Source organism: Paraburkholderia sp., assembly GCF_035501035.1.
Classification (GTDB): Bacteria; Pseudomonadota; Gammaproteobacteria; order Burkholderiales; family Burkholderiaceae; genus Paraburkholderia.
In genome coordinates, this window is the sequence record NZ_DATJWR010000450.1 from 14,336 (window position 1) to 35,235 (window position 20,900).

21 protein-coding genes are annotated in these 20,900 nt (G+C 63.5%); 9 read left to right on the plus strand and 12 right to left on the minus strand.

What is annotated here, in order from left to right:
• Positions 1-6: 6 nt before the first annotated feature.
• Both VMJ11_RS31630 and VMJ11_RS31635 read left to right on the plus strand, forming a co-directional pair.
• Positions 7-1,530 carry a M81 family metallopeptidase gene (locus tag VMJ11_RS31630; protein WP_325624904.1) on the plus strand — a complete coding sequence of 508 codons (1,524 nt, stop codon included), beginning with the start codon at positions 7-9 and terminating at the stop codon, positions 1,528-1,530.
• Positions 1,531-1,756: 226 nt separating this feature from the next.
• Positions 1,757-2,077: a DUF4148 domain-containing protein gene (locus VMJ11_RS31635; protein WP_325624906.1), complete on the plus strand. Its 321-nt coding sequence runs from the start codon at positions 1,757-1,759 to the stop codon at positions 2,075-2,077.
• A gap of 107 nt (positions 2,078-2,184) precedes the next feature.
• Here VMJ11_RS31635 and glnA read toward each other — a convergent pair whose 3' ends face one another.
• Complete coding sequence (gene glnA, locus VMJ11_RS31640) at positions 2,185-3,684, minus strand: type I glutamate--ammonia ligase (RefSeq protein WP_325624908.1); 1,500 nt, start codon at positions 3,682-3,684, stop codon at positions 2,185-2,187.
• A 253-nt stretch (positions 3,685-3,937) separates the two neighbouring features.
• Positions 3,938-4,159 carry a hypothetical protein gene (locus VMJ11_RS31645; protein ID WP_325624947.1) on the minus strand — a complete coding sequence of 74 codons (222 nt, stop codon included), beginning with the start codon at positions 4,157-4,159 and terminating at the stop codon, positions 3,938-3,940.
• Between VMJ11_RS31645 and VMJ11_RS31650 the strand changes: the two genes are divergently transcribed.
• Positions 4,086-5,231 (plus strand): sugar transporter, encoded by a 1,146-nt coding sequence (locus VMJ11_RS31650; protein WP_325624943.1) that lies wholly within the window; start codon positions 4,086-4,088, stop codon positions 5,229-5,231. The genes VMJ11_RS31645 and VMJ11_RS31650 overlap by 74 nt on opposite strands.
• On the opposite strand, the gene VMJ11_RS31655 is transcribed toward VMJ11_RS31650, so the two are convergent.
• Together VMJ11_RS31655 and VMJ11_RS31660 are read right to left on the minus strand one after the other, a co-directional pair.
• Positions 5,220-6,662, minus strand: a complete 1,443-nt coding sequence (locus tag VMJ11_RS31655) for a sensor histidine kinase (protein WP_325624909.1) — start codon at positions 6,660-6,662, stop codon at positions 5,220-5,222. The genes VMJ11_RS31650 and VMJ11_RS31655 overlap by 12 nt on opposite strands.
• Positions 6,649-7,314, minus strand: a complete 666-nt coding sequence (locus VMJ11_RS31660; protein ID WP_325624911.1) for a response regulator transcription factor — start codon at positions 7,312-7,314, stop codon at positions 6,649-6,651. The genes VMJ11_RS31655 and VMJ11_RS31660 overlap by 14 nt, the downstream gene beginning before the upstream one ends.
• Before the next feature lie 160 nt (positions 7,315-7,474).
• On the opposite strand from VMJ11_RS31660, the gene VMJ11_RS31665 reads away from it, so the two are divergent.
• The 5 genes from VMJ11_RS31665 (at position 7,475) to VMJ11_RS31685 (ending at position 11,641) form a co-directional block, all read left to right on the plus strand.
• Positions 7,475-8,533 carry an ABC transporter substrate-binding protein gene (locus VMJ11_RS31665; RefSeq protein ID WP_325624912.1) on the plus strand — a complete coding sequence of 353 codons (1,059 nt, stop codon included), beginning with the start codon at positions 7,475-7,477 and terminating at the stop codon, positions 8,531-8,533.
• A gap of 87 nt (positions 8,534-8,620) precedes the next feature.
• Entirely contained in the window at positions 8,621-9,931 is a 1,311-nt protein-coding gene (locus VMJ11_RS31670) for an MFS transporter (protein WP_325624914.1), read from the plus strand.
• A 346-nt stretch (positions 9,932-10,277) separates the two neighbouring features.
• Entirely contained in the window at positions 10,278-10,607 is a 330-nt protein-coding gene (locus VMJ11_RS31675) for a superinfection immunity protein (protein WP_325624915.1), read from the plus strand.
• A 17-nt stretch (positions 10,608-10,624) separates the two neighbouring features.
• Positions 10,625-10,957 carry a hypothetical protein gene (locus VMJ11_RS31680; RefSeq protein WP_325624917.1) on the plus strand — a complete coding sequence of 111 codons (333 nt, stop codon included), beginning with the start codon at positions 10,625-10,627 and terminating at the stop codon, positions 10,955-10,957.
• A 249-nt stretch (positions 10,958-11,206) separates the two neighbouring features.
• On the plus strand, positions 11,207-11,641 hold the full coding sequence (locus tag VMJ11_RS31685) for a MarR family winged helix-turn-helix transcriptional regulator (protein ID WP_325624919.1): 435 nt from the start codon (positions 11,207-11,209) through the stop codon (positions 11,639-11,641).
• A gap of 64 nt (positions 11,642-11,705) precedes the next feature.
• On the opposite strand, the gene VMJ11_RS31690 is transcribed toward VMJ11_RS31685, so the two are convergent.
• Positions 11,706-12,482 (minus strand): enoyl-CoA hydratase-related protein, encoded by a 777-nt coding sequence (locus VMJ11_RS31690; RefSeq protein WP_325624920.1) that lies wholly within the window; start codon positions 12,480-12,482, stop codon positions 11,706-11,708.
• Positions 12,483-12,720: 238 nt separating this feature from the next.
• Between VMJ11_RS31690 and VMJ11_RS31695 the strand changes: the two genes are divergently transcribed.
• Positions 12,721-13,050, plus strand: a complete 330-nt coding sequence (locus tag VMJ11_RS31695) for a hypothetical protein (RefSeq protein ID WP_325624921.1) — start codon at positions 12,721-12,723, stop codon at positions 13,048-13,050.
• Positions 13,051-13,277: 227 nt separating this feature from the next.
• Here VMJ11_RS31695 and VMJ11_RS31700 read toward each other — a convergent pair whose 3' ends face one another.
• From VMJ11_RS31700 to VMJ11_RS31730, 7 genes are all read right to left on the minus strand, one after another.
• A complete protein-coding gene (locus VMJ11_RS31700; RefSeq protein ID WP_325624944.1) occupies positions 13,278-13,730 on the minus strand; it encodes a sodium-independent anion transporter in 453 nt (150 codons plus the stop codon).
• Between the two features lie 21 nt (positions 13,731-13,751).
• Entirely contained in the window at positions 13,752-14,747 is a 996-nt protein-coding gene (locus VMJ11_RS31705; RefSeq protein WP_325624923.1) for a 2-hydroxyacid dehydrogenase, read from the minus strand.
• 53 nt (positions 14,748-14,800) lie between these two features.
• Positions 14,801-16,393: an aspartate:alanine exchanger family transporter gene (locus tag VMJ11_RS31710; RefSeq protein ID WP_325624924.1), complete on the minus strand. Its 1,593-nt coding sequence runs from the start codon at positions 16,391-16,393 to the stop codon at positions 14,801-14,803.
• A gap of 154 nt (positions 16,394-16,547) precedes the next feature.
• The gene (locus VMJ11_RS31715; protein WP_325624925.1) at positions 16,548-18,140 is read right to left on the minus strand and encodes an EAL domain-containing protein; all 1,593 of its coding nucleotides are present in this window, start codon (positions 18,138-18,140) and stop codon (positions 16,548-16,550) included.
• Between the two features lie 323 nt (positions 18,141-18,463).
• Positions 18,464-19,408: a hypothetical protein gene (locus VMJ11_RS31720; RefSeq protein ID WP_325624945.1), complete on the minus strand. Its 945-nt coding sequence runs from the start codon at positions 19,406-19,408 to the stop codon at positions 18,464-18,466.
• Positions 19,409-19,478: 70 nt separating this feature from the next.
• The gene (locus VMJ11_RS31725) at positions 19,479-19,859 is read right to left on the minus strand and encodes a potassium channel family protein (protein ID WP_414694535.1); all 381 of its coding nucleotides are present in this window, start codon (positions 19,857-19,859) and stop codon (positions 19,479-19,481) included.
• Positions 19,856-20,893: a DUF2955 domain-containing protein gene (locus VMJ11_RS31730; protein WP_325624928.1), complete on the minus strand. Its 1,038-nt coding sequence runs from the start codon at positions 20,891-20,893 to the stop codon at positions 19,856-19,858. Before VMJ11_RS31730 ends, VMJ11_RS31725 begins: the two co-directional genes overlap by 4 nt.
• Positions 20,894-20,900 lie beyond the last annotated feature (7 nt).

Below are 20,900 nucleotides of genomic sequence, written 5' to 3' on the forward strand. Positions count from 1 at the left end.
GAGGAAATGAAGATTCTGATCGCTGGCTTCCAGCACGAAACCAACACGTTCGCGCCCACCAAGGCGAGCTGGCAGAGTTTCGTCCAGGGCGAGGGCTTCCCGCCGCTCAAACGCGGCGAAGACGTGCTCTCGCTGCGCGACGTGAACGTCCCCGCCGGCGGCTTCATTCAGGCGGCGCAAGCGGCGGGCCATACGCTCGTGCCGGTGATCTGGGCGGGGGCGAGCGCTTCCGCGCACGTGACCGAAGACGCCTATGAGCGCATTGCCGGGGAAATCGTCGATGCGGTCCGGCGCGGCGGCTACGACGCGATCTATCTCGATCTGCACGGCGCGATGGTGGCCGAGCATCTCGACGATGGCGAAGGCGAACTGCTCGCGCGCGTGCGGGCGGTCGTGGGCCGCGACATGCCCGTGGTGGTTTCGCTCGATCTGCACGCGAACGTGACCGGTCAAATGTTCGCGCACGCGGACGCCATGGTTGCATACCGCACCTATCCGCACGTCGACATGGCCGAGACGGGCGAGCGCGCCGCGCATCTCCTCATGCGTCTCGTTCAGGCGCGCGCTGGCGCGCTCAAGTGCGTCGTGCGCCGCATTCCGTTCCTGATTCCCGTGAATGGCATGTGCACGCTCGCCGAGCCGGCGCGTGGCGCCTATGAGTGCCTTGCTGCACTGGAGCGCGATTCGATCGTCTCGCTGTCGTTCGCGCCAGGCTTTCCGGCTTCCGATTTCCCCGAATGCGGTCCGGCCGTGTGGGGCTACGGATTCGACGAAGCCGCCGTGACGGCCGCCGTGGATGCGCTGGCCTCGGGCATCATCGCGCAGGAGCGCGACTGGGAAGTCCAATTTCTCGACCCCGACGCCGCCGTGCGCGAAGCCATTCGGCTTGCCGAACACGCCACGCAGCCTGTCGTGATCGCCGATACGCAGGACAACCCGGGCGCGGGCGGCGATTCGAACACGATGGGGCTCGTGCGCGCGCTGTTGCGTCAAGGTGCGCGAGACGCAGCGGTGGGCCTCATCTGGGACCCGCAAGCGGCTGCGAAGGCGCATGAGGCGGGCGTGGGCGCGACGATCGACATCGAGCTTGCGGGCGGCTCGGACGTGCCCGGCGACGCGCCGCTGGCGGGGCGCTTCGTGGTGGAGCATCTGGCCGACGGGCGGGTGCGCTTCGACGGCCCGATGATGAACGGCATGTGGACGGAGATCGGGCCCGTGGCGTGCCTGCGCATCGAAGGCGTGAGGATTGCTGTCAGCTCGGTCAAGATGCAGATTTTCGATCGCAATCTCTACCGCGTGGCCGGCATCGAGCCCGAGCGCATGAAGATTCTCGTCAACAAGAGTTCGGTTCACTATCGCGCCGATTTCGATGCGATCGCGGCCGCCCATCTCGTGGCGAAGGCGCCGGGCCCGATGGCCGCCGACCCCGCCGACCTGCCGTGGCGGCGGATCGACCCGAGCCTGCGTTTGCGCCCCAATGGCGCGTCGCTGCGCGAGTTGAGCGGCAGCGCGGCGCAAGCCGGCGGCTAAGGCGCACGCACCGCGCTTTCGGCGGTTTGTATCGTTGTGTATCCACCGCGCAAAGAGACAAACAGGCTTGCAAAAGCCGGGGGGCGCGGAAACAAGCGGGATACGTCCGGGGTTTCAAATACGTCCATGCCAGTCGGCGGTGTCGCAAAGCAGACTTCGAGGCGACTGGATGCACGTGCCACGCAACCGTGGCCCGGACCAACTCTTTTGCCTGAAGGTGGATACCATGAATCTCATCAAGTCGCTGATCGTCGCCGCTGTTGTTGCCGTGCCCGTTGCTTCGTTCGCTCAGTCCAGCGCGCCGCTCACGCGTGCCCAGGTCCGCGCGGAACTGGTGCAACTCGAAAAGGCGGGCTACAACCCGTCTGCCGACTACACGAACTACCCGCAGAACATCCAGGCTGCCGAGGCGCGCGTGGGTGCGCAGAACGGCGCAGCGGCTTCGGCGTATGGCGGCTCGGTGGCCGGTTCGTCGGCGGCGGGTGGTGCTACGGCTTCGGCCCAGCACGACATCCCCGGCCTTGGTCCGATCTACGCGCATCAGTAATATGGGGTGAGCTCGGCCCACACGGGCCGCATTCACGCGACGACGGCCCGCTTCATCGAGCGGGCCGTTTCGCTTACAGCCTCAGGCGCATTAACGCCAATGCAGCATCAAATGTCGAAGTACAGATAGAACTCCCATGGATGCGGCCGTAGCCTGACCGCTTCGATCTCATGCTTGCGCTTGTACTCGAGCCACGTGTCGATCACGTCTTCGGTGAAGACATCGCCTCTGCGCAGAAACTCGTTATCCGCCTCGAGCGCATTGAGCGATTCATCGAGCGAACCCGGCACCTGGCGGACGTTCTTCGCTTTCTCGGGCGGCAGGTCGTAGATGTTGACGTCGAGCGGATCGCCGGGGTCCATCTTGTTTTCGATGCCGTCGAGTCCGGCCATCAGCATCGCGGCGAATGCGAGGTAGGCATTGGCCGACGGATCGGGACACCGGAACTCGACGCGGCGCGCGTTCGGCGAATCGGAGTACATCGGAATGCGCGCGGCCGCCGAGCGGTTGCGTTGCGACATCGCCAGATTCACCGGCGCTTCGTAGCCGGGCACGAGACGCTTATACGAGTTCGTGGTGGGCGCGCAGAACGCCATCAGTGCCGGCGCGTGCTTGAGCAGGCCGCCAATGTACCAGCGGCAAAGGCTCGATGTGAGCGCCCAGCCGTTTGCGTCGTAGAACAGATTCTCGTTGTCCTTCCACAGGCTCTGGTGGCAGTGCATGCCGCTCGCGTTGTCGGCGAAGAGCGGCTTCGGCATGAACGTCGCCACCTTGCCGCGCTGGCGAGCCACGTTTTTGCAGATGTACTTGTAGATCATCACGTTGTCGGCCATGCGCGTGAGCGAGGAAAAGCGCATGTCGATTTCGTTTTGTCCCGCGGTCGCCACCTCATGGTGATGCACTTCCACTTGCACGCCGGCCTGCTGAAGCAACAGCACGATCGTCGAGCGGATATCCTGCAGCGTATCGTGCGGCGGAACCGGGAAATAGCCTTCCTTGTAACGCGGCTTGTAGCCGAGGTTGCCGCCGCCATACGCGCCTTCGTCGCGGCCCGTGTTCCAGTCGCCTTCGGCGGATTCGACATAGTAGTAGCCGCTGTGGGCGTCCTGCCCGAAACGGATCGAATCGAATATGAAGAACTCGAGTTCGGGCCCGAAGTAGCACGTCGTTGCGATTCCGGTCTGCTGCAGGTACGCTTCGGCCTTCTTCGCGACGTAGCGCGGATCGCGCGAGTATGGCTGATGCAGCACCGGATCGACCACGTCGCAGATCATCGAGAGCGTGGGCGTTTCGCCCACCGGATCGATGAACGCGGTCGTTGGATCGGGCTTCAGAAGCATGTCGGATTCCTGAATTTCCTGGAAGCCGCGAATCGATGAGCCGTCGAAGCCGATCCCGTTGGTGAACAGGCCTTCGTGGACCTCGGGCAGCGTGATGGAGAAGTGCTGCCAGAGGCCAGGCAGATCGGTGAACTTGAGGTCGACGATCTGGATCTTGTGCTCACGCAACTGCTCGATGACCTGCTGATGATTTTCGGGCCGTGAAACGTGAAAAGTGCCGGCGTCGATAGCTACCTCGAACGACGATGAACCTTGAGGACTGGGCATGGGTTTCTCCCGGCGCGGCTAGCGCTCCGTGATGCAGGTTGCGTCAGAGACGTACGCGTGGGGCACGGCGCAACGCGGACGGTCCCCCGCGCGATTTCATTCTAGGCAAAGCGCATGCACATACCACGGGTTCATTTTGGTGCATCCGGCTGCGTTTCGGAAACCAAAACGCGCCCATCCTTCCGTGTTGCGCGTGGGGCCGTCGCATATTGGGCTGGGGAAACTTTCTGGCGGCGTATTTTTATGGGGGCGCTTACCGCAGGGCCCGGCGCACCGGCGTACCAATCATCGACAGCGCATTGCCGGCGCGCGATACGCGATAATCGCGCTTTATCGATTCCCGCTTCGATCCAGCCATGCCAACGCCTGAACCGGATGCTTCCAGACACGCCTGGTGGGGAGTGCTCGCGTTAGCGCTTTCGGCATTCGTTTTCAACACCACCGAGTTCGTACCCGTTGCGCTGCTGAGCGCCATTGGGGACAGTCTTCACATGAAGCCGACCGATGTCGGCCTCATGCTGACGATCTATGCATGGACAGTGGCCGTCGCGTCGCTTCCGTTGACGCTGCTCACTCGCAACGTCGAACGGCGCAAGCTGCTCACTGCGATATTCGTGCTGTTCATCGTCAGCCACATCGTGACCGGCTTCGCCTGGAACTTTACGGTGCTGATGGCAGGGCGAATGGGCATTGCCTTTGCGCACGCCATATTCTGGTCGATTTCCGTTTCGCTCGTGGTGAGGCTCGCGCCGCCTGGCAACAAGAGTCGTGCGCTTGGCATGCTCGGCATGGGGTCGTCGATAGCGATGGTGGCGGGTATTCCGCTTGGCCGCGTGATCGGCGAGTCGTTGGGCTGGCGGCAGACTTTCCTCATGATCGCGGGTGTCGCAACCGTCGCCTTGCCGGTGTTGCGCATGACGTTACCCAAGTTGCAAAGCCAGCAGACGGGTTCGTTCAGCAGCTTGCCCGTGCTCTTCAGAAAGCCGATGCTGGCTTCGCTCTATGTGATCACGATACTGGTCGTTTCGGCGCACTTTACGTCCTATACGTATATCGAGCCTTTCATTCACCACGTCGGGCACGAAAGCAATGCGCGCATCACGTATATCCTGATCCTGTTCGGCAGCGCCGGCATTCCCGCCGCCATCTGCTTCAACCGTATTTATCCGCACCAGCCAGGGCAATTCCTGCAGGCTTGCGTCTTTGCCGTTTGCGCGTGCCTGCTCGTCCTGTTTCCCTGCGCGCTCAGCATCGTCACGCTCTCAGTCCACACGATGATATGGGGCGGCGCGATCGTCTGCTTCGGTCTCGCGATGCAGGCATGGGTATTGAAGCTCGCGCCCGAGGCCACGGACCTCGCCGTCTCGATCTATTCCGGGTTGTACAACGTGGGGATCGGCGCCGGCGCGCTGCTCGGCAACCAGATTGCCAACGGCTTCGGCGTGTCGTGGGTGGGCACGTTCGGCGGCGTGGTCGGCGGACTCGGGGCGGCGCTATGCTGGCTGGCATTGCGCATGTACGGCAGGGCGCATCCTTCAGTTCACTGATCCGCCAGGGGGCGGCGCTGCACCGGGCCCGAGTGTATCGCTCACGGGTGGAGGAAAGGTAAGCACTACCGAGAATCCGCCATTGGGTGGAAAAGCAAAGCCCACCCGCCCGCCGTGCGCCTTCATCACCTCCTGCACGATCGCGAGCCCGAGGCCCGACCCGGGGGGGCGCTCCGCGCCTTCGTGCCCCAGCCGCTCGAATGGAAGCAGCGCAGCTTCCCAATGCTCGCGCGCAATGCCGGGGCCATTGTCGGTCACGCTCAGCGTGAGCGCATCGTGCGTCGAGGCGAGCGTGACGGCGATATCGTCCGCCTTGCCGTGCAGCAGCGCATTGTGCAGCACGTTCGACAGCGCTTCCTGCAGACTCACGGGGTCCCCCGCGATCCACACTTGCGGCGCAGTGCTTTCGAACGCCACCTTCACGTCGCGTTCGTCGGCAAGCGGAATCGTGCGGCCAAGTACTTCTCTCGCGAGCCCCGCGAGATCCACGGGCTGCAGCGGAACGACCTCCGTGCGATGAATCACCATGGCGTGATTGAGCAGTTGGCCCGTGAGCCGGCCGACGTCCGAGCAGGTCGCGCGCAACGCTGCGAGCCGCGCGGCATGGCGCGCGGGATCGGATTCGGTGCTGAGCAGCTCGATCTGCGCGTCGAGCCGCGCGATCGGCGTGCGCATCTGGTGCGCGGCGTCGGCGATGAAGCGCTGCATGGCCGTCATCCGGTCCGCGAGCCGGCCGATCAGCCCGTTGATGGCGCCGATCAGCGCGTTGATTTCACTCGGCGTGTCGTGGACCACGGGCCGCAGGTCAGATGGATCACGCGCCGCGATGATCTGCCCGATCTGCGCGAGCGGACGCAGGCCGCGCCGGATCGCGAGGCCGCTCGCGCCGAGCGCGAGCACGCTCATCAGCAGGATCAGCGTCCAGACCTTGAAGCTCATGTCGTTCGTCAACTGCTGCCGCGCGTGCGTCGTCTGCGCCACCGTCACGACGGCCCAGCCTGGTGGGCGCACGTCGGGCATGTAGCGGGCGATCGTCGCCGTGCGCACGCGCTCGCCCTGGTAGCGGCCGTTCGCGAAATCGGGGCCTTGACGCGCGTTGACGGTATTCGCCGGGCCCGGAAGGTCGCCGTAGCCCGCCACCACCACGCCGCGCGAGTCGACCACGCGGTAGTAGACGAGGTCGTAGCGCGAGAGCGTGGACAGCGCGGCCACCGGCGGATTGAGTGCGAGCACGCCGCCCTGCGCGTAGAGGTTTTCGGCGACCTGAATGGCCGCGCCGGCAAGGAGCTGATCGTAGGCGCGCTCCGAAGCGACGCCCGCGTAGTAGCGCGCGATGCCCGCGAGCGCAGCCGCACCCGTTGCAACGACCAGCGCGATGAAGAGCAGCGTGCGGCCGAGCAGCGTTTTCGGGAACCAGTCAAAGCGCGGCAATTTGATATCCCAGAGAGCGCACCGTGCGAATCTCGACCGTGCTGCCTTGCAGTTTCTTGCGCACGCGCGTGACGTATTGCTCGACGGCATTGGCGCTCGGTTCGTTGCCGAAGCTGAAGAGCTGGTTCAGCAGCTCCTCCTTCGGGAAGATGCGCTGCGGACGACTGGCTAGGATTTCGAGCAGCGCGAACTCCTGTCGCGAGAGCGAAAGCGGTTTGCCGTCGAGCTCGGCAAGCCGGCTGCTGCGGTCGATCGCGAGACCGCCCAGCCTCACGACGTCGTTCGCGTGCCCGCTGTTGCGGCGCAATAGCGCCTGCACGCGCGCTTCGAGCTCGCGGTAATCGAAGGGTTTGACGAGATAGTCGTCGGCGCCGAGTCCGAGTCCGCTCACGCGGTCGTCGATCGCGGAGCGTGCGGTGAGGAGTAGCACCGGCGTAGTGGAGCCCGCGGCGCGCAGGTGGCGCAGGATCGCGAAGCCATCCATGCCGGGGAGCATGACGTCTAGCACGACGAGATCGAAGCGCTCCATGCCAAGCAGGCTGTTGGCCGTTGCGCCGTTGGCTTCGAGATCCACGGCGTGACCGAGGCGCGTGAGGCGGCTCGCGATCGCCGCGCCGATTTCCGCGTCGTCCTCTACCACCAGAATGTGCATGATGCCGTTCCTGCCGATACTTTCATGGGTTCGATTTGCGGGTTTTCCCGGGGAGCCTGTGTGCTGGATTGTCAGCATTTTCTCAGACTCGCCCGGTAACCTCACGAACCATGGAAGATGCAGCAACGCAATGACGAAACGAACCCGAGGAGACGACAAGATGCGGCAGGGCGCTGGCGGCGCGAAGGAGCGCGTGAAGCCAGCGCTGCGGCGGCGCGCGCTCGTTGCGGCCGCTCTCGGCGCAGCCGGCGCGGCGCTCGCGCCTGCCTGGGTCAGGTCGAGTCCGCGCACGGTGCGCATTTCGAAGGGCTACGGTCTGTTGTATCTGCCGTTGCTCGTGATGGAGAAGGCACGTCTTTTCGAGCGGCATGCGGCCCGCGAGGGGCTTGGCGGCGTGAGCGTGGAATGGGTATTGCTCGACGGCGGCAATTCCGTCGACGACGCCATGATGGCCGGCACGCTCGACTTCGCCGCCGTGGGCGCGCCCGGTTTCATCGAGCTGTGGGCGCGGGCGCGCGGTATTCCGAACGTCGAGGTGATCGGCATCAGCGGTCTCTCGACCACTTCGCTCTCGCTCAACACGAATCGGCCGCAGATAGCGGCGCTTGGCGACTTCACGCCTTCCGACCGGATCGCGGTGCCGGGCATCCGCACCTCGCTTTCGGCGGTGGTGTTGCAGATGGTCGCCAGCAGGGTGCTCGGGCCGCAGCACTTCGCGAAGCTCGATTCGATCACGGTGGGCATGCCGCATCCGCAGGCCATGCAGGCATTGATACGGCGCGAGGGCGGCATCAGCGCGCATTTCGCGTCGCCGCCATTCTCGACGCTCGAGTTGCAGCAGCCGGGCATTCATCGCGTCGTCAATTCGATCGACGTGCTCGGCCCGCTCACGCTCGACGTGGTATTCGCGCCAAAGCGTCTCGTGGATGCGGAGCCGGCGCTGGTCAAGGCCTTCCTCGGCGCGCTCGACGAGGCGAACCGCATGATCGCGCAGGACAGGCAGGCAGCGGCGGCGATTTACGTGGCTTCGTCGGGCTTCGGCGTATCGCGCGAGCACGTGGTTCAGACGCTCGCCGCGCCGGAATCGCGCTTCTCGGTGTGGCCCGAGCAGTTGATGGAGTACGTCGACTTTCTGTACATGGTCGGCACGATCAAGGCAAAGCCGCGTACCTGGAACGACATGTTCGTGCCGATGCTCGGAAACTTTCGTCCGTCGTAGCCACATGGACCTGTCTGATTTTCACTCACGCGACACGGGCACAATCCCGCCGGCCGCAAACAAACAAAGAAACATCAGGAGAACGTAGTGAACACTACCGCAACCCTTGATCAACAGCCCGCCGAAGAGCGGCTCGTCATGTCGAAGATCGCGCGCCGCCTGATGCCGATCCTCGTCGTGATGTTTCTGATCTCCTTCATCGACCGGCAGAACGTCGGCTTCGCGAAGCTGCAGATGGTGCATAGCCTGCATATGACCGAGGCGGCGTTCGGTCTGGCTTCTTCGCTCTTCTTCATTGGGTACCTGCTGTTCGAAGTGCCGAGCACGCTTGCGCTGCATCGCTTCGGCGCGCGCGTGTGGCTCGCGCGCATCATGCTCACCTGGGGCGTGATCACGGTGCTGATGGGCTTCACGACTTCCATGCAGGTGTTCTGCGGTTTGCGCCTCGCACTGGGCGTGGCCGAGGCGGGCTTCTATCCGGGCGTCATCTATTACCTCACGCTGTGGTTTCCGCAAAGCTATCGGGCCCGCGTGCTCGGCATCTTCACGCTCGGCAGCGCGCTCGCGAACATGCTGGGGTCGCTGGTAGGCGGCTGGCTGCTGAGCCTCAACGGCGCTTGGGGCCTCGAAGGCTGGCAGTGGGTATTCATCGCCACGGGTCTGCCCGCCGTGCTCGTCGGCATTGTGGTGTTCAGGCTGCTGCCGGCCTCGTACCAGGAGGCACGCTTTCTGAACGAGCGCGAAAAGCAGATCGTGGCGACCGCGCTCGAGCGCGAGAAGCCCGAACACGCCGAGCACGCCCAGCCCTGGAAGGCGCTGCTCGACCCGCTCGTGATGCTGTTCGCTGCGACCTACATGCTGATGTCCACGTCGCTTTACGGCGTGACCTATTGGCTGCCCACGCTCGTGAAATCGTTCGGTGTGTCGAGCAGCACGAACGGCCTCTTGAGCATGTTGCCGTGGGCGCTGGCCGTGCTCCTGCTGCTGTGGCTGCCTGCGAAGCTGCGCCGCGCGAAGAGCATCCTGCGGGCCATGGCGATCGTTGCCGCGCTCGGCGCGCTGGGCTTCCTGCTGAGTCTCTTGCTGCCTTCCACGCCGCTGCGCTTCGTCGCGCTCGTGTTCGGCGGCGCGTGCATTCCGCTGCTGTATCCGTGCTTCTGGTCGATGCCGCCGCGCTACTTCACGGGCGCGCGCGCGGCGGCGAGCGTCGCGGCGATCAATTCGATCGGCAATCTCGGCGGCTTCTTCGCCCAGAACCTGATGCCGCTTGCCGGCAAGCTCACCGGCACCGCGTTCGGACCGATGATCGTGCCGATCGTGTGCCTCGCTCTGCTCGGCCTGGGAGCCATCGTCGCGTGGGGGCGCTCCGGGCGCTCCATTGCGAGCGTGCCGGCCTGAGTTGCTCCACGAGTACCGCCCCCACCTCGCCGCTTACGCGAAGTCTCCGACCCTCATTTCTCGTTCGATGTAGTTCGGGGGCAATCCCGACCTTTGCGGCGGAAAGGGCGCGGGATTGTTAATCAGACCGCAACACTGAATTCGTTCTATTAGCATGGACTTCTGATAGAACGCTCCTAAACTGCTGCCTGATGTCAGGGCGGTCGAGGTGACCGCCGTGCAGGACAAGCGAAACTCCCCCTGAAGCTGGTGGAAGTGGCGAATCCGGCGCCCGGCGCCCGATCTTTGCCCCTGCGGAGCACACGGCGTTTCGTCCTGATTCGATGCCCGAACATGAGGTGGTGCGATGCTGCAAGTATTCGAAGGGGCCGCGGTCATTGCCGCAGTGAGCCTGTATCTGATTCCGTCGATTGAAGCTGACGCGCGCGAGCACAAGGATGCGTTCGCGATCACGTTGGTCAACGTCCTGCTGGGATGGACGATTGTCGGCTGGTTTGCGGCGCGCGCCTGGGCGCATAGCCGGCGCGATGAACGGCTGCTCACGCGTGCGGCGAAGCATGTTCGTCGCACTGCAGGAAGGGTCACGAGCCAGAAGCTCGTTCAGCACGTGCAATTGCGCGCCGCGCTGGCGTGCCGCGGGAAGGCTGTGCATGGCCGGGTGACGGGGCTGTGCTGATGAGGGTGGCGAACGGGTTGGGCGAGCTCGCCAAGTGGTCGTCGCGCATCGCGCGGCCTTCGGCGAGGGCATTTGTTTCACTGGCCGCTGCTTGCAGCGTCCTTGCGGGCTGTGCGTCGGCAGGCCAGGTCACGGCGGCGGACAAGCAGGGAGCGTTCGTCGTTTCCGCTTCCGCGACTGGCGGGCGCCTCGCGTGGGCGCGCGCCCACAAGCGTGCACTGACCGAGGCGACCGATTATTGCGAGCGTCGTGGCATGCGGGTGAGCCTGAGCGCCGAGCAGATGGACGGAATCGAAGCGCTGCAGCAGCACGATACGGTGATCCGCTTCGAGTGCAATCCCAAGCTTTGACGGATCGGGGTGGTGAAACATTCGCCATCGCGCGCGATAGGTAGGCCTCCTTTTCACCCACTAACGCGATGTAGCGAAGCACGCTGGATGGTCGCGATCAGCGACCAGTCCCCAGTACGAGTAGTCGATCCACCAAGCCCCGCGACCGATCCCGACTTCTGAGGCGACGCGTGCCGATGATATTATTCGCATGCGTACAATTACTCAACCGGCGTCGCGATATCGGGACGTGACCTGAGGGACAGGGGAATGGATCATCGGCTCGTCTATTTGCTGAACGTGGGCCAACGACGTCTGCATCGTTGGTCGCAGGCGCGCACGGGGGCGGGCGGCGTGACGGCAGCGCAAGCAGGCTTGCTCTTTTTCCTGGCTAAGAACGACGGAGCACTGACCAACGAAGCCGCAGCCGCGCTCGATCTGAAGGCGCCCGGCATGAGCGGCCTCGTCGATCGCGCAGAACGCGCCGGACTCATCGAGCGTCATGCTGACGATTCCGATCGACGCGTTTCACGTCTTTGGTTGACGAAAGAAGGTCGCGCCGCGGTCAAGCGTTCGAAAGCCAGTCTCGCCGATTTGAACGCACGGCTCACTGATGGATTCACGGCAGACGAAATCGACATCGTGGCTCGATGGTTGACCAGTCTGCAGGACAAGTTTCCCGCTATCGACGAAGACGCCGCTTAAGAAGCGTGCAAGAAGCGAGCAGGGCGCAAGGCGCGCCCTGCTCGACGCATTGAATGCGTTGCACTTATACGTGAGCTGTTTTCGTGAAGTCCGGCTTGCGCTTCTCGGCAAAAGCCGAGAAAGCTTCCCTCGCCTCAGCGCTCGCCAGCCGATCGGCGAAAATCGCGCTTTCGTTATCGATCTGCGCGACGATCATTGCCGCATCGCGCATCAATCGTTTCATTGCGGTGAGCGATCCGGCCGGACGTGCGGCGATTTTCGCGGCGATTTTGGCCGCTTCTGCACGCAGTTCCGAAGCGGACGTCTTCTTGTTCGCGATGCCCCACGCGACGGCGTCGTCGGCGCAAACTGGATCTCCGAGCGCGAACATGTCGAACGCGCGCACATGCCCGATCCGCAATGGCAACAGAAGGCTCGACGCTGCTTCAGGCACCAGCGCGAGATTCACGAAGGGTGTGATCAATTGCGCGTCGTCGGAGAGCAGCACGTAGTCGCAATGGAGCAGCATCGTTGTGCCCACGCCAACGGCCTTACCTTGCACGGCAGCGACGATCGGGACCGTCGCGGTCGCGAGCCTCCGGAGGAAGCGCTCGACATGCTGTTCCTCAGGGCCGTTGCCGGTCGACTGAGCCGCGAATTCTCCAATGTCGTTGCCTGCCGTAAAGAGGTCTCCATCGGCCTGAATCAACAGCGCCCGGACCCCCTCATCCTCGTCCGCGCGCGCGACGGCATCCGCAAGTGCGCCGTACATTTCGTTCGTGAGCGCATTCTTCCTGTCGGTACGTGAAATCGTGATGGTCAGCACACCGTCGGAAAGCGCTGCCTTGATCGCCTGCGTCATTACCTGCCTCCTGAAAGTCCAGCGGCGTTCTTCTGGAACACCATGTCGGATGTACTTCGCATGCAAAGTATATTTAGATTCGCATGCGAAGTAAACATCGGCGAAGCGGTGGGAGTGGCGTGCCATGCGCTCGCTTTCTGGCGACACGCCGCGGCCGGTCTGCAATGACGAGTTCCCAGGTTCGGGCACGAGGCTTGCGCGTTGATTTGCGACGATCTACGGGATTAGAGAGGACATCATGGGACTTCAATCGACCAAGTGGTTTCCGCTGGATCGGTACGCGCCTGTCCGGGAGGGATGGTATGAGGTTCGGCTGGTGAGCGGGGATACGGCATTTGCGAACTTTGCCGCCGGCGAGTGGACCGAAAAGCCGCCACTCGTCTTCACTCACTGGCGCGGCCTGAGCTCGGATCCGGCCAGGTCTGCCGAAGCCGAAACGATCGATGCAGCTGCCACTGCGGCGATAGGCGTACGCGCGGTGTGGAATGCGTTCTTTCCGGGACTCGGCGACGAGCAGCATAAGCCGCTAGACGCGAGTCACGGCGCTGCCCACGCCGGCAACAAGTAACACGCGTGGGCTTCAGCCGACGCCGACAGACGGTCCAGCGGCGCATCTCGATGCCCGCGTAGCGTGCCTGGGAGGCGGGTTGCTGCCTTGCAGCGGTCATTGTGGAATCGCTTCGAAATGGCGCCCGTACCCGCGAGGAAGTCAGGCAGGCCCACCGAAGATGCACCGCTTCGGCGCCCCTAAAGGGGTTTGGAAGGTTTTGAACGGCTCAATCACGCAAGCGCAGGTCAGCCGTGCCCCGCGCCACCTGATCCGTCCGCGGTTTTCGACGCCGGGGCCGCCGGCACCGTGGCCTCCGAATCGACCTCGTGCAAATACGTCGCGATCACGTCATCCGCCGAGACCCGGCGGCTGATATCGCCAACCTGCTGCTCCAGTCCTTCCGCGCGCAGCATGTCGCGCACGCTCCCATGAGCGGCAACGAGCCGCAAGATTGCTCCCGCCTTGGTAAGGTCGGCATGCAAGGTCGCCAGCATCCGGGCTCCCGCCATGTCGACCGACGGGGCATTGGACAGATCGATGATCACCAGCTTGACGGGGCACGCTGCCGAGCGGATTGTGTCCCATACGGTCGCTCGCACATGGTCCGTGTTGAAGTAAAGCAGCGACGCCTCGACGCGGAACATCAGTACACCAGGTACTTTCCTTCCCGAACCCGTCTGAACTGCGATTGACGAGATCGCCCATTCGCATGGGCGCGTTCAGCCAGCGCTGATTTCGTTCGTTAGCGGCTGACCGGTCTCGAACTCCGTGATGCTGCGCAACGTCGTTTCGCAAATCGTCGATACGGCCTCACGCGTGAGAAACGCCTGATGCCCGGTCACGATCACGTTCGGGAAAGTCATCAGCCGCTGTAGCACGTCGTCGTCAACGATCGTGCTGGACAAGTCGCGGAAAAAGACGTCCGCCTCCTGCTCGTAGACGTCGATCGCGAGGCCGCCCAGCTGCCCACTCCTGAGCGCATCGATGACCGCTTCCGTATCGACCAGCCCGCCGCGGCTCGTGTTGATGAGCAGCGCGCCACGCTTCGCACGGGCCAGCATCTCCGCGCCGATGATATGGTAGGTCTGCGGCGTCAACGGACAATGCAGCGAGACGATATCTGCATTCGCGCCGATTTCCCCAATCTGCGCGTAACGCGCCCCCAGCGCCTCGAATTCCGGTGATGGGTACAAGTCGTAACCGATCACATTGCAGCCGAACCCGATCATGATGCGCGCGAACACACGGCCTATCTTGCCCGTGCCGATCACCGCGACGGTCTTGCCGCACAGATCGAAACCCATCAAGCCGTCGAGCGTGAAATTGAAATCGCGTGTGCGGTTGTAAGCGCGGTGCACTTTGCGGTTGATCGCCATCAGCAACGCGACCGCATGCTCGGCGACCGAATTGGGCGAGTAGTCAACCACGCGCACCACCTTGATGCCAAGATTCGCGGCGGCTTTCAGGTCGACATTGTTGAAGCCGGTACAGCGCAACGCGACAAGTTGCGTGCCGCCGCGCGCCAGCGCTTCGAGGACCGCGGCGTCCGCCTTGTCGTTGACGAAGATGCAGACTCCGCGATGACCTGCAGCAAGCCCAACGGTATCCTCATTGAGCGGGTCGTCGAGATACCTGAGCCGATGACCTCGACCCGTATTCGCCGCGTCGAGAAACTGGCGGTCGTAGGGCTTCGCGCTGAATACGACAATATCCATCAACTGTCTCCGGAACGAAGGTTCGCGCACGGGCTCGCCGGACCCGTGGCCGGCTATCTGCCGATCAATACGGCGGCGATCTCCACGAACAGAATTTTCACAATGGTCATCGAAGGGAAGATCATCGCATAGCCGACATCCGGGCGGTCAGTCGGTGCAACGCGGTTGGCAAACGCGAGAATCGCCGGGTTCCCGGTAGCGCCGCTGATCACCCCCACCGCCATGTCGAACGGCAAGCGGAAAATCCAGAGGCAGCACGCCGCTGTAATGACGAGCAACGCGAGTACGATCGCGAGCCCATAGAGCAGAAAGGACACGCCTGTCACGCCGACCGTCGCGAAGAATTTCGGCCCGGACGCGATGCCCACCTGCGCGAGAAAGATGGTCAGGCCGAAATTGCGCAACACCAGATTCGCGGTGAGCGGCATCGTCCATACGAACGGCCCGAGGCGCCGCATGCGGCCGAGGCAAAGCGCAACCAGCAGCAGCCCCGCCAGCCCGAGGGTCAAGGTGCCGACACCGGGAATCGGCAACGGAATCGCACCGACTATCAGCCCGAGTGCGGCGCCAGTGCCGATCGAGATGAAGCTCAGCTCGGCAGTCCCTTTGATCGAGTCGCCGAAAAACGCACGCATCGTCTTCTGGTGGGCGCGATTGACCAGCAAGCCCACGCGGTCGCCGAATTCGAGGATCAATTCCTGGCCTGGCATCATGTCGGCGTCGCCGCGGCGCACATGCGCGATCGAGCAGACGACCCCGTCGGGAAAACGGAGGTCGCGCAGCGCGCGCCCAACCACCAGCCGGCTCGACGCGAATACCCGCATATAGTCCAGATCCTCGCGATGGCTAGTCATGCGCCCGGGCTGCAATTGCCCGCACAGCGATGTTGCTTCGCGCAGCAACGCAGGATTCGTGGCGGTCGCGAGCAGCACGTCGTCCGGCCGTAGAACGAGATCGTCGTCGGGTTGCTGGTTGTGGTGGGCGCGGCGCACGGCGGCAATGGCGATCCCGTCCGGCAGACGCTCGATGAGTTCGGAAAGTTTCAGGCCGATGAGCGCCGGGTTACTGAGCGCGATCTCGGCGGTTTCGATCACCTTGGGAAGCGGCCGCTCGATATTCGGCTTCAACATCGCGCTCAGTGCATACAGGAAGAGGATCGGACCGGCGACGCCGAACGGATACGAGACGCTGTAGCCAACCGTGGCTCCATCACTTTTCATCGCGGCCATCGCCGCCTGCAAGCTCGCGGTACTGGTACCGGAACCGGCGAACATGCCCAGCGATTGATCGAGCCCCACCCCGAACAACGGAACCAGCGCGATCGATACGAAGCCCGCGCCGATCACACCCAATGCGGCTGCGGCATTCGCCTTGAGTCCATCGGCACTGGTCAATCCCTTGAAAAACTGCTCGCCGTATTGAATGCCGATTCCATAGAGAAACAACAGCAAGCCAAGCGTGCCGAGCAGTGCGGGCGGCGCCGATTTGGGCGCCCAGCCGCCGATCGCGAGACCGACGAACAGCACGGCGCCGGACCCGAACGACACGCCCTTGATGCTGATTTCGCCGACCACGTAGCCGAGCGCCACCGTCACGAAGAGCGTTAGCAACGGCTGGGTTTCAAGCAACATCCTGAGCGCATTCATGCCAGCATTCCTTATTGACCAGCCTGCATCGGCACTGCTCCAGGGCGCCCAGCGGCCCCACTGCGATCCAGGCGAAAGAACAAAAGGCGACACGCTTCTCTTTTCACCCGCAGATGCATGTCGCGCTCGACGGTCGTGACTACGCAACCGGTTGCTATATTTCCGGCAGGCTATGCGCGCGGCGCGCTGCGCGATTCCTGCCCAGCCATCTGGCAAGGTCGCCCGCTGGCATCGCCTTCGCGTAATACCAGCCCTGTGCATACTGGACGCCTTTCTTGCGCAGCCACTGCGCCTGAAACTCCGACTCGACGCCCTCCGCGACGATCTCCAGACCCAGTTCGTGCGCCATTGCGATGATGTGGGGCGCGACGACGCTCGAGGCCGTATCCTTTGCAATCGTGTCGACGAACGACTTGTCGATCTTCAGAACGTCGATCTCAAAGGTTTGCAGATAGGAGAGGCTCGAGTAGCCGGTTCCAAAGTCGTCGATATAGATCGGATGTCCCGCGGCCCGGAATGCCGCAACGACGCCACGTGTCGTATCGGCGTTCATGAAACTGCGCTCCGTTGCCTCGATTCGCATCTGCCTTGGCGCAATGCCGGTTCCCCTGAGCGACGCCGTGAGCAGATTCAGGAAGCGCAAGCTGCACAGATCCTCGCTGCTCACGTTGATCGAGACATAGAAGTCGGGGTTCGCGGCCAGAAACTGACCGAGCTGTGCGATGGTCTTTTCGAGCACGAGATCCGTCAATGGCTGGACGAGCTGGCTTTCTTCGGCGACCCGTACGAACACCTCGGGCGAGACGGGGCGTCCATGCAACGTCCAGCGCACCAGCGCTTCCACGCCCGCACATTCGTTGTCGGCGAGCCGCACGATGGGCTGAAAGACGACGTCGAGCTTGCGCCGCGAAATGGCCCATTCGAGTGTCGAGGCAAACGACAGCTGCCGCGTGACACGCCTGTATGCCAGCCAGCCAGACAGGGTGCCCGCGATGACGCCGATCGAGAGCCAGGCAGCGAGCAGCTTCGGCCTGTCACCCACGACACTGCTGCGTGGAGACTTCACGACCACGGCGATCGGCCTTGTCGAAGACCGGGCGACAGCGTAATTCCACTCGTCGCTTTTTACGTCGCCACCATGCTTCCAGGCGTTGAGCATGTCGTCCGGGTCCGCGCCCGCGGAGACGGCAAAGACGGTTCCCGTTGTGGTCTGGATCGCCGCAATGGGGCGTCTGGCCGGATCGATCAGGTCGACGTAGCTTCCGGGATCCAAAGAGACATAGTGGCCGTTGCGGCCGATCTGGATGTCCTTGCGCACATCGCTGAGCGGACTTTTCTGCTGGAACCAGACTAGATACCCGTCGTTGCTGCGGTAGTCGGGTGGTGGCAACGTGAGATCTTTGGCGCTTACGTCGCCGAGCAGCGGCGAGCAGAGGTACTTCCCATCTGCGTATGCCCCCGCGTCCTGGACGTACCGATAGTTGTAAATGACCCGCGCGGCTTGCTCGAGATTCGACGGCGAGCAGGGCGCACCCGGTTCCCGGTCGAGATCGGAGAGCGCGGCGAAGGCCTGGTACGTGACAAGGTCCGCACGCATGATGGCCTTGTCGGCGAACTCCCGAATGTCCGCCCGGTCCCGGTTTTCGACGTCGTTGTTCGCGACATAGAGGCTGGTGAGCACCGGTCCGATGGTCGCGAGACACCCAAGGGCAATCGAAGCCGAAATCAGCGTGATGCGCCTGATCATTTCGCACCCAAACCGTGGAACGTTAGAGAAAAAGCGACAGGCTGCATGCGCGGACGCGGCATGCCCCGCCTGTCCGTGGATCCGTACGCCAGACTGAAGCATAGCCTCCGGCGCCCCGTTTTCAACGAGCTGGTGGCGCCGAAGCAAGACGGACATCGGTTGCCAGTGCCAGCATATGCGGCCCTGGGCGACGCATCTTCGTATCGTCTGCGAAGCAGGGCCACGCCAGCGACAGCAACGGAAGCCCGGCTCCGGATAACCCGCCGCGCTCGCACGCCCAGATCTTCCCATCGACCGGTCCGACCCCATAGCATATAGCTGTCCTAAAAGCTGATCGCAAGGCCAAACGACACACCGTGTACGTTGCGTCCGAAGACATAGCGCACGATCGCTCGCGTGCGCGTGATGATGATCGGATACTTGCTGCTGTCTAGCTCGAGGCCCACGCCCAATGACGTGAGATCGTTGAAGCCCAGCACCCCCGCACTGTCACCGAAGTAATGCGAGTAGGCGAACTCCAGCACGTAGCGGATCGGCCGGTCCAGCGCATGCCAGCCGGTTGGTGCGCGCCAGCGCGTCCAGAGGCTCAACTGTTGCGCCGTGGCCGAACCCTGAACGGCTTGCGGGCTGCCGCCGAAGCTGCGCAGGTAGATATCGGTCGCACGCAGCTCCGCGTCGATTTCGTAGTTCTCGCGGTAGTGCTCCCAATCGAGCATCAGCGAGCCGCCATAGCCGTACGCGTCTAGATAGCCATTGTCGAGGAACTGGAGATTGCTGTCGGTGACGTGGTTGATGAGCGTTTGTCCAACCCTCAGGTCGCTGGAGACGCGTCCGATCGTGCCGTTCAGGATCGGGCGAAACGCGAGTTCGTCGGTGATCCTGAAGTCCCAGCCTATGCCCACGGTGCCGCTGAAGGTGTTCCACTTCGTCGGCAATGCGCGCTGCTGCGCGCCGTCGGTGGCGATGAACGTTGGATCGTAGCGGCTATAGGCAAGCGTGCCCTCCATGTACAAGGGAAAGGATCGGCTGAGCGTGAATCCGCCTCCCAGCTGTGTCTGACCAAAACCCGGACTGCCGGTGGCGCCGTTGTTGATCGAGAGCGAACTGGTGGTGACGTCCGGAACCGTGGTGTAGGTCATGATGGACAGCACGGCGTCCGCATGTTGCTTGACGTTGCCGCCGATCACGGTGCGATCCGAAAGTTGATCCGGTATGCCCTGCGCATGCGGCTGCACCGGCAGCAGCGCGACGCACACGGCCACAGCCATCTCCCGCAGCCTGTGGCGCAGCGGTAGCTGCGGGACTGTGGTGTTTGTCATACTTGATTGCGGGGCGCCGCTACGCCCGCTCGCCCGCGTGGCGGGCGGCTTCCTGCACACCCCGAACCGCGGCGGCAACGATCAGGCCGGTGAAGACGACGCCGATCAGTCCGAGCAATACGGCGTCCAACCTTCCAAGCACCGTGGTGGGCACGACATCGCCGTAACCGATCGTTAGCGCCGTGATCGCGCAGAAATACATGGTTTCGCCGATTGGCGAGGGTGTGCGGTTCAAGGTCTCCACAGCACCGCCGAAGTAGAACATGCAAACCGTAAGGATCACGAAGATAACGAGCAGTGCAGCGAAGATCAGACGCAGGTACCAGATGGTGATGAGCGATTCCCTCACGATCTCCCGTGCCTTCAGGCGCACAGGCCTACTTTTTCCCGGATTGTTCATGACGTGTGCCTCTCGAGAGTCTGCTCGTCGCGCCGCGTGCCGTCGAAGATCTGAAGCATCAAGCAGGCGTAGACCGTGACGGCCAGAAAGAGCGCCATGCGCACTGCGAATGCGCGGTAGACGTCCTTGCCGGCCACGCTGTCCTGCACCGACTGGCCCAACAGAATGATCATGGTGACGAGGCTGTTCAACCAGAAACCCGGCGAGTATCGCGTCGGGCTGATGCGGTGGAGCTTGCGCCCGACCACCAGGCCGAACAGCAGCATCCAGAGGTAGAACATCCACAGATTCACGAAGAGGCGAAGCGCGAACCAGAACGCGATCGCGAGCAGGCCGCCCACCACGGTGGAGCCCAGCAACTCGCGAGCCGCACCGCGGGCCGATGTGGTGCAGCTTTGCCGGCCGAGGCTCACGGACTTCATGATGATTGGCATGTAACTGGCCGGATCGCTCATCGCGAGCAGCCAGGCGGGCATCACCACGAGCGCGGCCTGCAATGCGACGAGCGCGGCCCTGTGATCGGGCATGCCGCGCGCAGCCGGCTGGGAGGGGGCGCGTGCCGGTTCGGGAAAGAGTGCATGGCTCACGATCGAGACGAGCACGGCGAGCAGCAGACCCTTTATCAGCGCACCCACCACGGTAGCGGCCAGTTGCTGGTCGGCGACGCCTGCAGCCGAAATCATCGTCAGGCCCGCCGCGAGGAAGGTGGCCACGAGATTGTTCCCGCCGCGCAGGCCGAAGCGAAATGCGAGGAAGAGGCCGAGGCCAACGAGAAGGACACCGGTGAGCGGGTAATAGCGAAGCAAGGGGACGAGCAGCAGGCCGCTGCCGGTGGTGGCCGCCACGACGAGGGCGAGAGCGAGGGCTGCCTTGAACGAAAGCGGGCGGTTCTGCGTCGCCAGCAGAAAGACGGCGAACACGGGCGCAACCACGGGAATCGGCAGATCGAGCGCAAAGCTGGCGGCGAGCGTGAGTGCGGTGCCTGCTGCAACGCGCAGCGCACGCTGTCCGGGAAGCGAGAGGCTCGTTTGCATGGGTGGC

What these genes read in the sequence shown, in the direction of transcription:
- VMJ11_RS31695 (WP_325624921.1), top strand. Translation starts at nt 12,721, where the DNA reads ATGGGACTTCAATCGACCAAGTGGTTTCCGCTGGATCGGTACGCGCCT.
- VMJ11_RS31665 (WP_325624912.1), top strand. Translation starts at nt 7,475, where the DNA reads ATGCGGCAGGGCGCTGGCGGCGCGAAGGAGCGCGTGAAGCCAGCGCTG.
- VMJ11_RS31630 (WP_325624904.1), top strand. Translation starts at nt 7, where the DNA reads ATGAAGATTCTGATCGCTGGCTTCCAGCACGAAACCAACACGTTCGCG.
- VMJ11_RS31675 (WP_325624915.1), top strand. Translation starts at nt 10,278, where the DNA reads ATGCTGCAAGTATTCGAAGGGGCCGCGGTCATTGCCGCAGTGAGCCTG.
- VMJ11_RS31705 (WP_325624923.1), bottom strand. Translation starts at nt 14,747, where the DNA reads ATGGATATTGTCGTATTCAGCGCGAAGCCCTACGACCGCCAGTTTCTC.
- VMJ11_RS31645 (WP_325624947.1), bottom strand. Translation starts at nt 4,159, where the DNA reads ATGGCGCTCAGCAGCGCAACGGGTACGAACTCGGTGGTGTTGAAAACG.
- VMJ11_RS31635 (WP_325624906.1), top strand. Translation starts at nt 1,757, where the DNA reads ATGAATCTCATCAAGTCGCTGATCGTCGCCGCTGTTGTTGCCGTGCCC.
- VMJ11_RS31710 (WP_325624924.1), bottom strand. Translation starts at nt 16,393, where the DNA reads ATGAATGCGCTCAGGATGTTGCTTGAAACCCAGCCGTTGCTAACGCTC.
- VMJ11_RS31730 (WP_325624928.1), bottom strand. Translation starts at nt 20,893, where the DNA reads ATGCAAACGAGCCTCTCGCTTCCCGGACAGCGTGCGCTGCGCGTTGCA.
- VMJ11_RS31685 (WP_325624919.1), top strand. Translation starts at nt 11,207, where the DNA reads ATGGATCATCGGCTCGTCTATTTGCTGAACGTGGGCCAACGACGTCTG.
- VMJ11_RS31720 (WP_325624945.1), bottom strand. Translation starts at nt 19,408, where the DNA reads ATGGCTGTGGCCGTGTGCGTCGCGCTGCTGCCGGTGCAGCCGCATGCG.
- VMJ11_RS31690 (WP_325624920.1), bottom strand. Translation starts at nt 12,482, where the DNA reads ATGACGCAGGCGATCAAGGCAGCGCTTTCCGACGGTGTGCTGACCATC.
- VMJ11_RS31715 (WP_325624925.1), bottom strand. Translation starts at nt 18,140, where the DNA reads ATGATCAGGCGCATCACGCTGATTTCGGCTTCGATTGCCCTTGGGTGT.
- VMJ11_RS31725 (WP_414694535.1), bottom strand. Translation starts at nt 19,859, where the DNA reads ATGAACAATCCGGGAAAAAGTAGGCCTGTGCGCCTGAAGGCACGGGAG.
- glnA (WP_325624908.1), bottom strand. Translation starts at nt 3,684, where the DNA reads ATGCCCAGTCCTCAAGGTTCATCGTCGTTCGAGGTAGCTATCGACGCC.
- VMJ11_RS31660 (WP_325624911.1), bottom strand. Translation starts at nt 7,314, where the DNA reads ATGCACATTCTGGTGGTAGAGGACGACGCGGAAATCGGCGCGGCGATC.